The organism is Mycolicibacterium insubricum, from assembly GCF_010731615.1.
Taxonomy (GTDB): Bacteria; Actinomycetota; Actinomycetes; order Mycobacteriales; family Mycobacteriaceae; genus Mycobacterium; species Mycobacterium insubricum.
Genome location: NZ_AP022618.1, coordinates 3,248,586 through 3,262,449, shown reverse-complemented (window position 1 = coordinate 3,262,449; position 13,864 = coordinate 3,248,586). Strand labels below are relative to the sequence as shown.

Here is a 13,864-nt window from a genome sequence, read left to right as displayed (position 1 = left end):
GCTGATCAGGCGGTGCGGTTGGCGGCCATCCGGGCCAGCGTGGTCAGGCCGGCGACGGCCACCGGGTTGATGGGTGCGCCGGCCAGCCGGTCCACGGCGCGGTTGGTGAGCATGTCGATGCGGTCCTCGACGGCCGCCAGCGCGCCGACGGATTCGATCACCGCGCACAGTTCCCGGACGTCGCCGTCGGTGAGATCGGTGCCGATGGAGTCCTGCAGCAGCCGCTGGGCGGCCGGATCGGTGGCCGCGGCCCGGTCGATCGCCTCGGCCAGCAGCACGGTGCGTTTGCCCGAACGCAGATCGTCGCCCGACGGCTTGCCGGTGACCGCCGGGTCGCCGAAGACACCCAGGACGTCGTCGCGCAGCTGGAACACCACCCCGAGATCATTGCCGACCTGGCCGAACAACTGCTGCACATCGGGGCGGTCGGCCGCCGCGGCGGCGCCCAGCTGCAGCGGCCGGGTCACGGTGTAGGACGCCGTCTTGTAGGTGTTGACCGTCATCGCGGCGTCGATGCAGTGCTCCGGGGTCGATTCGGCGACGATGTCGAGGTACTGGCCGCCGAGCACCTCGGTGCGGATGGCGGCCCAGATCCTCTGGATGCGCCGGCGGGTGTCGGCGTCGAAGTCCCGGTTGGACACCAGGTCGTCGGCCCAGACCAGTGACAGGTCGCCGAGCAGGATCGCGGCCGACAGCCCGAATTGTGCGGGCGATCCCCGCCAGCCGTTGGCGCGGTGCAGCTCGGCGAAGCGCACGTGCACGGTCGGCATGCCGCGGCGGGTGTCGGAGGCGTCGATGACGTCGTCGTGGATGAGGGCGCAGCCGTGCAGCAGCTCGAGCGCCGCGAACAGCGGCATGACGTCGTCGGACGGGGGAGCGGTGCCGTCGGGGCGCTCGGGGACCACGGCCCGCCAGCCCCAGTAGGCGAATGCCGGGCGCACGCGTTTGCCGCCGCGCAGCACGAACTCTTCGAGTGCGCCGATCAGCCCGGCGTAGTCGGTGCCCATGTGGGCGGCGTCGCCGCGCCGGGTCGCCAGGTAGCTCCGTAGCTCGTCGGTGACAGCGTCGGCCAGCTCGGCGACGCTCGGTACCGCTGCGTGCACGCTCAGGGCACCGCCCCCTTCTGCTCGGATCCGGATCGGGCCGTGGTTGAAGACTATCGGGCGGTGCCCTCAGTCGGTGACGGGCTCGGGGCGGCCCGGGCGGGCGGAGCGATCGCGCAGCGACCAGGCCAGCCCACCGACCGCCGCCGCGGCGACCAGCGCGGACAGGCCCATCCAGGTGGCGGCCGTGTTGAACGAGCGGGTGCTGGGGTCGGTGTAGCGGGCCTGGGCGCTCATGGTGTTGACGATGCCCGGCTTGAGCTGCCACTCCACGGTGCTTCCGCTGACCCGGGTGCCGTTGCTGTTGGTGATCTCACCGGGGAAGGCCACGCTGAGCTTGACCTCGTTGTCGTCGCCGGACAGTGCGGTCAGGTCGACCCGGCCCTCCAGGATCACCAGGTCCCCGGCGCGGCGGAAGGACAGGTCGACGCCGGCCGCCTCGCTGTTCATGTTGGCCAGTTGCGGGACCTCGGCGAAGGTCAGGTGTGAGAAGACGGCCTCGGAGCCGACGTAGCCGTCCCGGTCGTACTTATTGATAGCCACCTTCTGGCTGAACGGCAGGTTCCGCTGGAACTGGGGTCCGGGGTCGTTGCCGTCGCGCGGCTTGGCCGCGGCCATGATGTAGCCGGAAACGGTGTCGTCGGCGGCCACCGTGAGGGAGGCCCGCACCCGGACGCACCCCGACAGCAGCGGCCCGGCCACCAGCAGCAGCACCGCCAGCGCCAGCAGTCGGAACCGTCTCGGGGTGCGCACCCGGTCATGGTGCCAGATCAGCGCGGTCAAAGCGGCAGGGACCGGCCGAGGACGGCGAACGGGCGCGGATCGCCGGGAAACCGGTAGCCGCGGATGACGTCGGTGAAGCCGAGCCGCCGGTACAGCCGCCAGGCCCGGTTGTCCTCGGCGTCGATCTCCGGGGTGGACAGCAGCACGTTGGACTCCGGCCGCCGGCCCAGTAGCCGCCGGGCCAGCGCCTCGCCGAGGCCGCGGCCCTGCGCGCCGGGTCTGATGTGCAGTTCGGTGAGCTCGAAATAGCTGTTCAGCAGGGCCGCGACGGTCTCCTCGGGCACCTGGCTGCGGCGCAGACCGGCGGCCACCTGCTGCTGCCACCACTGATCGGGAGCACCGCGGTAGCCGTAGCCGATGCCCACCAGCCGGCCCGCGGCGATCTGCGCCGGGGACGGCGTCGCATCGGCGCCGGCCGGGTCGAGTTCGACGGCGCCGACGGCCTGCCAGCCGGGTCGGCGCGCGTGGTCCAGCCACATCCAGGCCCGCAACTCCTCGGTGCCGCGCGGATACCCCATCGCCTCCACGTAGACGTTGAGGGCCTCGATCAGTCGGGCCTGCAGTTCCTCGGATGTCAGATCGACCAGGTACAGCCGAGTCGCGTTCGAAACACCCTTGCCGAAAGTCATCGCCGACCATTATCGCCGACGGCTGCCGACTCGCGCTCCGCACACCTGGCGGTGGGGGCTAGACTGGGCGATGAAGTTGGTGGTACGGGCCGGATTCTGCTCGTATCATTGACCAGACCGACCGCACCGGCAAGGAGGGGAAAGATGCCACTCTCCGAGCATGAGCAGCGCATGCTCGATCAGATCGAGAGCGCTCTCTATGCCGAAGACCCCAAGTTCGCATCGAGTGTCCGTGGACGCACGTTGCGCGCTCCGTCGGCGCGACGCCGGCTGCAGGGTGCCGGGCTGTTCGTGATCGGGATAGCGATGCTGGTCTCCGGCGTCGCGTTCTACTCGAGCGTGAATCCCGCGTTTCTGGTTCTGAGCGTGCTGGGATTCGTGGTCATGTTCGGCGGCGTGGTGTTCGCCATCACCGGTCCGCGGCTGGCCGACAAGCCGGCAGCCAGCCCGGTCGGCTCCGCGCGTCGGGGCAAGGGCCACGGCGGATCGTTCTCCAACCGCATGGAGGACCGGTTCCGCCGGCGGTTCGAGGACTGAGCCTCCCACCTCCCCCCACCTTCCAGCTCGATCAAGCCCAGGTCTGTGACCTGGGCTTTTTTCATGCCTGCACCCGGCGTGATGGCTCCCCAGTGGGGAAGGGGGTGGACCGTGGGGCAAAAAGTGGGGCGTGACACCAAAACGGTGGATGCAAATGGAGCGGAGTGGGGGAATGTGGGGTATCGTGGTGCTCAACGGAGCGATCGGACCAACGGGACCCGGCCCGGCGCTCCCGAGGACGAGCGGGGAGGTGTCGAGTGTTCCTCGGTACCTACACGCCCAAGCTCGACGACAAGGGGCGGTTGACCTTGCCCGCGAAGTACCGCGAGACACTGGCAGGAGGGGTAATGGTCACCAAGGGTCAAGACCACAGCCTCGCCGTGTATCCGCGGGAGGCGTTCACCGATCTCGCCCGTCGCGCCGCGACCGCGTCGCGCTCCAACCCCGAGGCCCGCGCCTTCCTGCGCAACCTGGCCGCCGGCACCGACGAGCAGCTGCCCGACGCCCAGGGCCGGATCAACCTGTCCGCCGACCACCGCCGCTACGCCGGACTGTCGAAGGAATGCGTGGTCACCGGCTCGGTCGACTACCTGGAGATCTGGGACGCCGAGGCCTGGGCGGACTACCAGCAGACCCACGAAGAGAACTACTCCGCGGCCAGCGATGAAGCACTCCGCGACATCATTTGACCGCATCGCCCACGATGTCGCCGACGCCATCGGCGGCGGCATCACCGAACACGAGACGGAGGTGGACCCGGTCGAAGCACCGGTGGCAGGGACCACCGCGACCCGCGCGTCGCGGTCTCTGCCCGAACCGGCCCTGGCGTACTTCCCCAACGTCAGGTCCACGCATTCGGGCAGGGACCTCGGTGCACGGGCGCGGCGACGGATCAGATGCGGAGGAGTCACGGTGACGAACGACCCGGGACGCTTCGGTCATATCCCGGTGCTGCTGGACCGGTGCATCGATCTGCTGGCGCCGGCGGTGCTCGCGGTGTCCGACGACGGCACCGGCGCGGTGGTCATCGACGCCACCCTGGGCGCCGGGGGCCATTCCGAGGCGATCCTGCAACGGTTTTCCGGGGTGCGCGTGATCGGCCTCGACCGCGACCCCAGCGCCCTGGAGATCGCCTCGGACCGGTTGGCGCCGTTCGGCGACCGCTTCACGGCGGTCTACGCCCGGTACGACGAAATCGCCCGCGCACTGGCCGAATCCGGTTATCCGGCAACGAATTCAGTGGACGGGATACTGTTCGACCTCGGCGTCTCCTCGATGCAACTGGATCGCACCGAGCGCGGATTCGCCTATTCGGTCGACGCGCCGCTCGACATGCGCATGGATTACCGGCTTTCGCTGACCGCAGCGGATATCTTGAATAGCTATGAGCAAGGCGAAATCGCCGCGATCCTGCGTGAATTCGGCGAAGAGAAGTTCGCCGGCCGGATCGCCGCGGCAGTGGTCCGCCGTCGCCGGACCGTACCGTTTCGCACCACCGGCGAACTTGTCGAACTGCTCTACCAAGCGATCCCGGCGCCGGCCCGGCGCACCGGGGGCCATCCGGCCAAACGCACCTTCCAGGCCCTGCGGGTGGCGGTGAACGGTGAACTGGACTCGCTACGCGCCGCACTGCCCGCGGCGCTGGCGGCCACCAGGCCCGGCGGCCGGGTGGTGGTGATGGCCTACCAGTCGCTGGAGGACCGGATCGTCAAGAACGCCTTCGCGGCGGCGACCGCCAACCGCACGCCGGAGGGCCTGCCGATGGAACTGCCCGGATACGGACCGGAATTCACCACGCTCACCCGCGGCGCCGAGCGCGCCGACGCCGCCGAGATCGAACGCAACCCGCGCAGTGCGCCGGTGCGGTTGCGAGCGGTGGCCAGACTGACAGACGAGGAACGATCATGAGCACCAGGCGCGGGCCCCGGGCCGAGGCCGACGTCGCCGGCGAGCGGGCACCGCGGCGTTCCGGAGCCAGAGGCGCTGCACCGCAACGCCCGCGGCGTGCCGAGGGTGCCGGCGCGGCTGCTGCCCGGCGGCGTGGCGAGGCACCCGCGCGGGTCAAGCCGGTGCGGGCCAAGGCTTCTCGCGCCGACGCCGCGCGGGACAACCGCGGGAAGCCGGGACGGCCGCGGACCACGCCGAACCCGGCGCCGACCCGGGCCAAGAGCTCCGGGCAGGCCAAGGCTCGCGCAAAGGCGCGGAAGGCCAAGGCGCCCAAGCTGGTTCGCATTCCACTGCGGGTCCGGCTGGCCAACCGGCTATCCGAGATCGATCTACGTCCGCATGCCCTGGCCGCCAAGGTCCCGTTCGTGGTGCTGGTCATCGGCGCGCTCGGTGTCGGGCTGGCGGTGACCCTGTGGCTGTCCACCGACGCCGCCGAGCGGGCCTACCAGCTGGGCAATGCGCGGCAGGTCAATCAGGCGCTGCAGCAGCAGAAGGACGCGCTGGAGCGTGATGTGTTGGAGGCCCAAGCCGCTCCGGCGCTGGCCGAGGCCGCCCGCGGGCTGGGCATGGTGCCGTCGAACAACACCGCCCACCTGGTGCAGGACGACAACGGCAACTGGGTCGTCGTCGGCACCCCGAAGCCGGCCGACGGTGCCGCTCCGCCGCCGCTGAACGTGAAACTGCCCGACGAGAATCCGGCACCGGTGCGCGCCCCGGCTCCCGGTCCAGTCGCCTCGCCGGAGCGCCCGGTCCCCGTCGTCATCGCGCCGACGACCGCGCCCGCTCCCACACCGGTACCGACGCCGGCTCCGGCCGCCGCGGTGGCCGGAGCTCCGGAAGCCGCCGCCCCGGCCGCCTCGGCCGCCGAGGTGCCGGTGCCGGTCGCACCCGCTGCGCCGACGGCTGCGGTGCCCCAGGAACACGCGGCCACCGGCGCCGCCCCCGGACCGGCGGCCGAGGCCGTCGCGCCGGTTATCGCACCGGCACCGGTGGCCGTGCCCGCCGCGCCGGTCATCCCGCAACCGGGTGTCCCGACGGCGCCGGGAGTGGGTCGATGAGCCAGGAGCGCCCGGCCGCGGCCCGTCGTACCCGGGCGGTCACCGAAACCATGGGTCGGACAGCGGGTTTCGCCTTCCGTAGCCGGGTCGGCAACATCGTGATGGTGGGGGCGCTGCTGGTCGCCGGCGGCCAGCTGTTCTACCTGCAGGTCCCCGGCGCACCGAAGCTGCGGGCCCAGGCCGCCAGCCAGCTCAAGGTCACCGACGTCGAGCAGGCCGTGCGCGGCAGTATCGTCGACCGCAACAACGCCAAACTCGCCTTCACCGTCGAGGCCCGGGCGCTGACCTTCCAGCCGCCCCGGATCCGCAAGCAACTCGAGCAGGCCCGCGCCAAATCGCCGGCCGCACCCGAGGTCGACCAGCGGCTCAACGAGATCGCCAAAGGTGTTGCGGCCAAGCTCGACAACACCCCGGACGCCGCGACCCTGCTGAAGAAGTTGCGCAGCGATGAGACGTTCGTCTATCTGGCCCGGGCCGTCGACCCGGCCGTCGCCACCGCCATCGTCAAGGATTTCCCGGAGGTCGGAACCGAACGCCAGGACCTGCGCCAGTATCCCGGCGGCGCACTGGCCGCCAACATTGTCGGCGGCATCGACTGGGACGGCCACGGCCTGCTGGGCCTGGAGGATTCGATGGACTCGGTGCTGGCCGGCACCGACGGTTCCATCACCTACGACCGCGGCTCCGACGGTGTGGTGATCCCCGGCAGCTACCGCAACAAGCACAGCGCGGTGAACGGTTCGACCGTACAATTGACGCTGGACAACGACATTCAGTACTACGTGCAACAGCAGGTTCAGCAGGCCAAGGATCTCTCGGGTGCCAAGACCGTCTCGGCGGTGGTGCTCGATTCGCACACCGGCGAGGTGCTGGCCATGGCCAACGACGGAACCTTCGACCCGTCCCAGGACCTCGGGCGCCAGGGCGACCGGCAGATGGGCAACCTCGCGGTGTCGTCCCCGTTCGAACCGGGCTCGGTCAACAAGATCATCACCATGTCCACCGCCATCGAACTGGGCCTCACTAATCCCGATGAGGTGCTTCAGGTTCCAGGCTCGATCAACATGGGAGGGGTGACCGTCGGCGACGCCTGGAACCACGGCACCATGCCGTACACCACCACCGGCATCCTCGGGAAGTCCTCCAACGTCGGCACACTGATGATCGCGCAGCGCGTCGGTCCGGAGCGGTTCGCCGACATGGTCGGCAAGTTCGGGCTGGGACAGCGCACCGGCGTCGGCCTGCCCGGCGAGAGCGCCGGACTGGTGCCGCCGATGGATCAGTGGTCGGGCAGCACCTTTTCCAACCTGCCGATCGGCCAGGGTCTTTCGATGACCCTGCTGCAGATGACCGGCATGTACCAGACCATCGCCAACGACGGCCTGCGGATGCCGCCGCGCATCGTGAAGGCCACCATCGCCCCGGACGGCACCCGCACCGAGGAGCGCCGGCCCGAGGGCGTCCGGGTGGTGTCGCCGGAGACCGCACGCACCGTCCGCAACATGCTGCGCGCCGTCGTGCAGAAGGACCCGATGGGCTATCAGCAGGGCACCGGGTCGCCCGCCGCGGTGGAGGGCTACCAGATGGCCGGCAAGACCGGCACCGCCCAGCAGATCAACCCCGCGTGCGGCTGCTACTACAGCGACGTCTACTGGATCACCTTCGCCGGGATCGCCACCGCCGACAACCCGCGCTACGTCGTCGGCATCATGATGGACGCCCCGGACCGCAACCCCGACGGCACACCGGGACACTCGGCCGCGCCGCTGTTCCACAACATCGCCTCGTGGCTCATGCAGCGCGAGAACGTGCCGCTCTCGCCGGATCCCGGCCCGCCGCTGATCCTGCAGGCGACCTGAGCCACCCGACGGCCGCACCGAGTAACGCAAACGGCCCGGCTGCTCAGTAAGCTGACCCGATGCCCTCACCGCTGCGCCCCGAACACGTCGCGGGTGTGGGCTTGGGTGAGCTTGCCGCTCTGGTGGGCTCTCCGGCGCCGCCGGAACCGCAGGGTTTATACGGCGGTCCCGGCTTCCCCTCGGCTCCGCGGCCACTCGCTTCGCTCGCATCCACTCCGCCGAGCATCGCCGAACCGCCGGATCTCGGGGTCCGGATCACCGGCGTGACGCTGCGGGCTCAGGAAGCCCGGCCGCACGATCTGTTCGCGGCGCTGCCCGGGTCCAGCGCCCACGGCGCCGATTTCGCCGCCGATGCCCTGGCCCGCGGCGCGACCGCCATCCTCACCGACCCGGTGGGTGCCGACCGTCTCCGGGGCACCGCCGCCGGGGTCCCGCTGCTGACGGTGCCGAATCCGCGTGCCGTACTCGGCGCGCTGGCGGCCCGCGTCTACGACAACCCGTCGCGACGGCTGCAGGTCGTCGGCATCACCGGGACCTCCGGCAAGACCACCACCAGCTATCTGGCCGAGGCCGGGCTGCGGGCGGCCGGACGGGTCGTCGGGCTGATCGGCACGGTCGGCGTCCGAATCGATGGCGTCGACGTGCCCAGCGCCCTGACCACCCCGGAGGCGCCCGCGCTGCAGGCCCTGCTGGCGGTGATGGCCGAGCGCGGCGTGGACACCGTCGTGATGGAGGTGTCCAGCCACGCACTGGAACTGGGCCGCGTCGACGGCGTCGAGTTCGCCGTCGGTGCGTTCACCAACCTGTCCCGCGACCACCTGGATTTCCACCCCACCATGGCCGACTACTTCGAGGCCAAGGCCCGGCTGTTCGACCCGGCCGCGGCCGACCACGCGCGCACCGCGGTCATCTGCGTCGACGACGAGGCCGGTGCGGCGATGGCGGCCCGGGCCGCAGACCCGGTGACGGTGGCCGTCGACGCCGCCGCCGACTGGACGGTGACCGACGTGGAAACCACCGGTGCCGGCGGCCAGGAGTTCGGCGCCCGCGACCCGTCCGGGGCCCGGCACCGGATCGCCATCGGGTTGCCCGGACGCTACAACGTCGCCAACGCGCTGCTGGCGGTGGCGATTCTGGCGCAGCTGGGGATCACACCGGAACAGGCCCGCGCCGGTCTGCGCGAGGCCCGGGTGCCGGGCCGGCTGGAACCCGTCGACGCCGGGCAGGACTTCCTGGCCCTGGTCGACTACGCGCACAAGCCCGGGGCGCTGAGCGCGGTGCTGGACACCCTGCGCAACAGCCCCGGCGCCGGGCGGATCGCCGTGGTGTTCGGTGCGGGCGGCAACCGCGACGCCGGCAAGCGTGCACCGATGGGCGCCGCGGCCGCCGAACGGGCCGATCTGGTGATCGTCACCGACGACAATCCGCGCGACGAGGACCCGGCGGTGATCCGCGCCGAGGTGCTCGCCGGCACGCGCGAGAAGCCCGGTGTCGAGGTCCGTGAGATCGGTGACCGGGCCGCGGCCATCGCCGCCGCGGTGCACTGGGCACGGCCCGGGGACGTGGTGCTCATCGCCGGCAAGGGCCACGAGACCGGGCAGACCGCTGCCGGGCACACCCGCGCGTTCGACGACCGGGAAGAGCTCCGAAGAGCATTGGACACCAAGGTATCCGGGGAGGCGCCGGGATGATCGAACTGACCGTTGCCGAGATCGCCGAGATCGTCGGCGGGACGCTGTCGGACATCGACCCGGTCACCGCCGCGGCCACCCGGGTGACCGGCACCGTGGAATTCGACTCCCGGGCGGTCACGGCGGGCGGGCTGTTCCTCGCGCTGCCCGGGGCCCGGGTCGACGGCCACGACCACGCTGCCCCGGCGATCGCCGCGGGCGCGGTGGCCGTGCTGGCGGCCCGACCGGTCGGCGTGCCGGCCGTCATCGCCGCACCGGTGACCGGCGAAAGCCGTTCCGGGGCACTCGAACACGACCGGGAAAGTGCGGGCGCGGCGGTCCTTGCCGCGCTCGCGCTGCTGGCCGCCGAGGTCGCCCGCCGGCTCGCCGGCCGCGGACTGCGGATCATCGGCGTCACCGGCTCGTCGGGCAAGACCTCCACCAAGGACCTGCTGGCCGCGGTGCTGGCGCCGCTGGGCTCGGTGGTCGCCCCGCCGGGATCGTTCAACAACGAGCTGGGCCACCCGTGGACGGTGCTGCGGGCCACCACCGACACCGACTTCCTGGTGCTGGAGCTGTCCGCGCGGCACCCGGGAAACATCGCCGCGCTCGCCGACATCGCGCGCCCGGACATCGGCGTGGTGCTCAACGTCGGCACCGCGCACCTGGGGGAGTTCGGTTCGCGGCAGGCCATCGCCGAGACTAAGGGCGAGCTGGCGGCCGCGGTGCCACCCGGCGGCGCGGTGGTGCTCAACGTCGATGATCCCGCGGTGGCGGCGATGGCCGAGCGCGCTGTGGCCCGGGTGGTGCGGGTGTCGCGGTCCGCCCGCGCCGACGCCGACCTGTGGGCCTCCGATGTGGTGCTCGACGAGCTGGCCCGCCCGCGGTTCACCCTGCGCCGCGCCGACGCCCCGCCGGTCGAGGTCACCCTGGCCGTGCACGGTGACCACCAGGTGTCCAACGCGCTGTGTGCGGCCGCGGTGGCGTTCGAATGCGGCGCCACCGGAGAGCAACTGGCCACCGCGCTGGCCGCCGCCGGCCCGGCCTCGGCGCGCCGCATGCAGGTCAGCACCCGCTCCGACGGCGTCACCGTCATCAACGACGCCTACAACGCCAACCCGGACTCCATGGCCGCCGGGCTCAAGGCCCTGGCCTGGATGGCGCGCCAGCCCGATGCCGGGACGCCCGGCGGGCGCCGCGCCGTCGCGGTGCTCGGGGAGATGGGTGAACTCGGTGACGATGCGATCACCGAGCATGATCGGATCGGCAGATTGGCGGTCCGACTCGATGTCGCCCGGCTTATCGTCGTCGGGAAGGGAAGGTCGATGGGCGCGATGTTCAACGGGGCGGTGATGGAAGGGTCCTGGGGTTCGGAGGCCGTGGGTGTCGACGACGCCGATACCGCGCTGGAACTGCTGCGCTCCGAACTGCGCCCGGGCGACGTCGTACTGGTGAAGGCGTCCAACGCCGCTGGGCTGGGCGCACTGGCCGAGGCGCTGGTGGCCGACCCGGATACCGGGTTCGGGGACGGCATGGGAGAAGATGACCGCAAATGAGACTGATCCTGGTCGCCGTCGGCATCTCCCTGGCGGTGTCGATCCTGCTGACACCGGTGCTGATTCGGCTGTTCACCAAACAGGGCTTCGGCCAAGAGATCCGTGAGGACGGCCCGCCGAGTCACCAGACCAAGCGGGGTACCCCGTCCATGGGTGGCGTCGCCATCGTGGCCGGCATCTGGGCCGGCTACCTCGTCGCCCAGCTGGTGGGCATGGCCTTCGGCGACTCCGGGCCGTCGGCCTCCGGGGTGCTGGTGCTCGGGCTGGCGACCGCGCTGGGCGCCGTCGGCTTCACCGACGACCTGATCAAGATCCGCCGGTCGCGCAACCTGGGGCTGAACAAGACCGCCAAGACCCTCGGGCAGATCGCGTCCGCGGTGATCTTCGGCGTGCTGGTGCTGCAGTTCCCCAATTCGCACGGTCTGACTCCCGGGAGCACCCAGCTGTCCTACGTCCGCGACATCGCCACCGTCGCGCTGCCGCCGGTGCTGTTCGTGCTGTTCGTGGTGGTGCTGGTGTCGGCCTGGTCGAACGCGGTGAACTTCACCGACGGCCTGGACGGCCTGGCGGCCGGCTGCATGGCCATGGTCGGCGGCGCCTACGTGATCATCACCTTCTGGCAGTCCCGCAACCCGTGCACGGAGACCCACGAGGCCGGCTGCTACAACGTGCGCGACCCGCTGGACCTGGCGCTGATCGCCGCGGCCACCGCCGGCGCCTGCATCGGCTTCCTCTGGTGGAACGCCGCACCGGCGAAGATCTTCATGGGCGACACCGGCTCCCTGGCCCTGGGCGGCATCATCGCCGGGCTCTCGGTGACCAGCCGCACCGAGGTCCTCGCCGTGGTCCTGGGCGCCCTGTTCGTCGCCGAGATCGTCTCGGTGGTGGTGCAGATCGTGGCCTTCCGAACGACCGGGCGGCGGGTGTTCCGAATGGCGCCGTTCCACCACCACTTCGAACTGGCCGGCTGGGCCGAAACCACGGTGATCATCCGGTTCTGGCTGTTGACGGCGATCGCCTGCGGCCTCGGGGTGGCCCTTTTCTACGGCGAGTGGCTCTCGGCGAGCGGCAACTGAGCGTGGTGTCGATCCCACCGCTGCGCCCGGGCGCCCGGGTACTGGTGGCCGGCGCCGGGATGACCGGCCGATCCGTGCTGGCTGCCCTGGAACCCCTCGGCGTGCAGGCGGTGCTGACCGACGACCGCGTCGACGCGCTGACCGACGCCGCGCACGGCGGTGTCGAGGTGCTCGACGCCGCGGCCGCGGCCGCCCGGATCGCCGAGTTCGACCTGGTGGTGACCAGCCCCGGGCTGCCCCCGCAGGCGCCGGTGCCGGCCGCCGCCGCGGCCGCCGGGGTGCCGGTCTGGGGGGATGTCGAGCTGGCCTGGCGCCTCGACGCCGCCGGGCACTACGGGCCGCCGCGGCGCTGGCTGGTGGTGACCGGAACCAACGGCAAGACCACCACCACCTCGATGCTGCACGCCATGCTGGTTGCCGACGGCCGCCGCGCCGCGCTGTGCGGCAATATCGGGCGGCCGGTCATCGATGTGCTCGCCGGTTCGGCGAGGCTCGGCGGAGGTGGTGCGAGCGCAGCGAGTGCCGGCGGAGCCGAGGGGAAGCCGGGACCGGCGCATGGTCTCGCCCAGCCGGGTGAACCGGCCGATTTCCTGGCGATCGAACTGTCCAGTTTCCAGCTGTACTGGGCGCCGTCGGTGCGTCCGGTGGCCGGCGCGGTGCTCAACGTCGCCGAGGATCACCTGGACTGGCACGGCTCGATGGCCGGCTACGCCGCGGCCAAGGCGGTCGCGCTGAGCGGGCGCGTCGCGGTCGCCGGGATCGACGATCCGACGGCCCGGGACCTGCTCGAGCAGGCACCCGCCCCGGTGAAGGTGGGCTTCACCCTCGACGAGCCGCAGCCCGGGCAGCTCGGGGTGTCCGACGGGATGCTGGTCGACCGGGCGTTCGCCGACGCGGCCCCGTTGGCCCGCACCGACGTGATCACCGTCGCCGGCCCGGTCGGGGTCCTCGACGCGCTGGCCGCCGCGGCGCTGGCGCGGGCGGTCGGCGTCGCCCCGGATGCCATCGCCGCGGCCCTGGAGGCCTTCGAGGTCGGCCGGCACCGCGCCGAACTCGTCGGCGTCATCGACGGCGTGGCATTCGTCGACGACTCCAAGGCCACCAACCCGCACGCCGCCGAGGCGTCGCTGCTGGCCTACCAGCGGGCGGTGTGGGTGGCCGGCGGTCTGCTCAAGGGCGCCTCGGTCGATGAGCTGGTCGCCCGGGTCGCCGGCCGGCTGGCCGGCGCTGTGCTGATCGGCCGCGACCGCGACGTGGTTGCCAAGGCGTTATCACGACACGCCCCGGATGTTCCCGTCATCCACGTTGTGACGGGGGAGGATGCTGGGGTGCAAGAGACTTCTGAGTCTGGTGTGACTCATGTTGTTAATGTGACCGGAGCCGTGACCGGCCCGGACATCATGACGGCCGTCGTCGGCGCCGCCCGCGAACTGGCCCGACCCGGAGATACCGTGCTGCTGGCCCCCGCCGGGGCGTCCTTCGACCAGTTCACCGGCTACGCCGCGCGCGGCGACGCCTTCGCCGCCGCCGTCGCCGACCTCGGCCGGTAGCCGTGGACACCCCGGATCCCGAGGTCGCCGCCGAGCACGTCGACGACCTCGAGCCGGCCGACCCGGACGCCGACGGCGACGCCGCGGCTGCCGGGT

12 protein-coding genes are annotated in these 13,864 nt (G+C 71.6%); 9 read left to right on the top strand and 3 right to left on the bottom strand.

Translation table 11 applies throughout. The features are described 5' to 3' along the window. Nucleotides 1-5: 5 nt before the first annotated feature. From idsA2 to G6N16_RS15425, 3 genes are all read right to left on the bottom strand, one after another. Entirely contained in the window at nt 6-1,103 is a 1,098-nt protein-coding gene (gene idsA2 / locus G6N16_RS15435) for a bifunctional (2E,6E)-farnesyl/geranyl diphosphate synthase (RefSeq protein ID WP_083029770.1), read from the bottom strand. Nucleotides 1,104-1,172: 69 nt separating this feature from the next. Next, nucleotides 1,173-1,856: a DUF3153 domain-containing protein gene (locus tag G6N16_RS15430; RefSeq protein ID WP_165756821.1), complete on the bottom strand. Its 684-nt coding sequence runs from the start codon at nt 1,854-1,856 to the stop codon at nt 1,173-1,175. A gap of 26 nt (nt 1,857-1,882) precedes the next feature. After that, on the bottom strand, nt 1,883-2,515 hold the full coding sequence (locus G6N16_RS15425; RefSeq protein ID WP_083029768.1) for a GNAT family N-acetyltransferase: 633 nt from the start codon (nt 2,513-2,515) through the stop codon (nt 1,883-1,885). Between the two features lie 144 nt (nt 2,516-2,659). Here G6N16_RS15425 and G6N16_RS15420 point away from each other — a divergent pair, with 144 nt between their 5' ends. From G6N16_RS15420 to murD, 9 genes are all read left to right on the top strand, one after another. Continuing rightward, entirely contained in the window at nt 2,660-3,052 is a 393-nt protein-coding gene (locus G6N16_RS15420) for an SCO2097 family morphological protein (protein ID WP_083029767.1), read from the top strand. A gap of 257 nt (nt 3,053-3,309) precedes the next feature. Then, nucleotides 3,310-3,741 carry a division/cell wall cluster transcriptional repressor MraZ gene (gene mraZ / locus G6N16_RS15415; RefSeq protein WP_083029766.1) on the top strand — a complete coding sequence of 144 codons (432 nt, stop codon included), beginning with the start codon at nt 3,310-3,312 and terminating at the stop codon, nt 3,739-3,741. An 82-nt stretch (nt 3,742-3,823) separates the two neighbouring features. Next, nucleotides 3,824-4,960: a 16S rRNA (cytosine(1402)-N(4))-methyltransferase RsmH gene (rsmH, locus tag G6N16_RS15410; protein WP_234805758.1), complete on the top strand. Its 1,137-nt coding sequence runs from the start codon at nt 3,824-3,826 to the stop codon at nt 4,958-4,960. Further along, nucleotides 4,957-6,057: a cell division protein FtsL gene (locus G6N16_RS21615; protein ID WP_083029764.1), complete on the top strand. Its 1,101-nt coding sequence runs from the start codon at nt 4,957-4,959 to the stop codon at nt 6,055-6,057. Before rsmH ends, G6N16_RS21615 begins: the two co-directional genes overlap by 4 nt. Further along, nucleotides 6,054-7,916 carry a peptidoglycan D,D-transpeptidase FtsI family protein gene (locus G6N16_RS15400; protein WP_083029763.1) on the top strand — a complete coding sequence of 621 codons (1,863 nt, stop codon included), beginning with the start codon at nt 6,054-6,056 and terminating at the stop codon, nt 7,914-7,916. Before G6N16_RS21615 ends, G6N16_RS15400 begins: the two co-directional genes overlap by 4 nt. Nucleotides 7,917-7,975: 59 nt before the next feature. Beyond that, nucleotides 7,976-9,607, top strand: coding sequence for a UDP-N-acetylmuramoyl-L-alanyl-D-glutamate--2,6-diaminopimelate ligase (locus G6N16_RS15395; protein WP_083029762.1), 1,632 nt, complete (start codon nt 7,976-7,978; stop codon nt 9,605-9,607). Beyond that, complete coding sequence (locus tag G6N16_RS15390) at nt 9,604-11,142, top strand: UDP-N-acetylmuramoyl-tripeptide--D-alanyl-D-alanine ligase (protein WP_083029761.1); 1,539 nt, start codon at nt 9,604-9,606, stop codon at nt 11,140-11,142. Before G6N16_RS15395 ends, G6N16_RS15390 begins: the two co-directional genes overlap by 4 nt. Beyond that, the gene (gene mraY / locus G6N16_RS15385) at nt 11,139-12,218 is read left to right on the top strand and encodes a phospho-N-acetylmuramoyl-pentapeptide-transferase (protein ID WP_083029760.1); all 1,080 of its coding nucleotides are present in this window, start codon (nt 11,139-11,141) and stop codon (nt 12,216-12,218) included. Before G6N16_RS15390 ends, mraY begins: the two co-directional genes overlap by 4 nt. A gap of 11 nt (nt 12,219-12,229) precedes the next feature. Further along, nucleotides 12,230-13,768, top strand: coding sequence for a UDP-N-acetylmuramoyl-L-alanine--D-glutamate ligase (murD, locus tag G6N16_RS15380; RefSeq protein ID WP_083029801.1), 1,539 nt, complete (start codon nt 12,230-12,232; stop codon nt 13,766-13,768). Nucleotides 13,769-13,864 lie beyond the last annotated feature (96 nt).

Bases quoted from the DNA above. Each gene is read 5' to 3' on its own strand.
- mraY (WP_083029760.1), top strand. From the start codon at position 11,139: ATGAGACTGATCCTGGTCGCCGTCGGCATCTCCCTGGCGGTGTCGATC.
- G6N16_RS15425 (WP_083029768.1), bottom strand. From the start codon at position 2,515: ATGACTTTCGGCAAGGGTGTTTCGAACGCGACTCGGCTGTACCTGGTC.
- G6N16_RS21615 (WP_083029764.1), top strand. From the start codon at position 4,957: ATGAGCACCAGGCGCGGGCCCCGGGCCGAGGCCGACGTCGCCGGCGAG.
- G6N16_RS15400 (WP_083029763.1), top strand. From the start codon at position 6,054: ATGAGCCAGGAGCGCCCGGCCGCGGCCCGTCGTACCCGGGCGGTCACC.
- G6N16_RS15395 (WP_083029762.1), top strand. From the start codon at position 7,976: ATGCCCTCACCGCTGCGCCCCGAACACGTCGCGGGTGTGGGCTTGGGT.
- G6N16_RS15390 (WP_083029761.1), top strand. From the start codon at position 9,604: ATGATCGAACTGACCGTTGCCGAGATCGCCGAGATCGTCGGCGGGACG.
- G6N16_RS15420 (WP_083029767.1), top strand. From the start codon at position 2,660: ATGCCACTCTCCGAGCATGAGCAGCGCATGCTCGATCAGATCGAGAGC.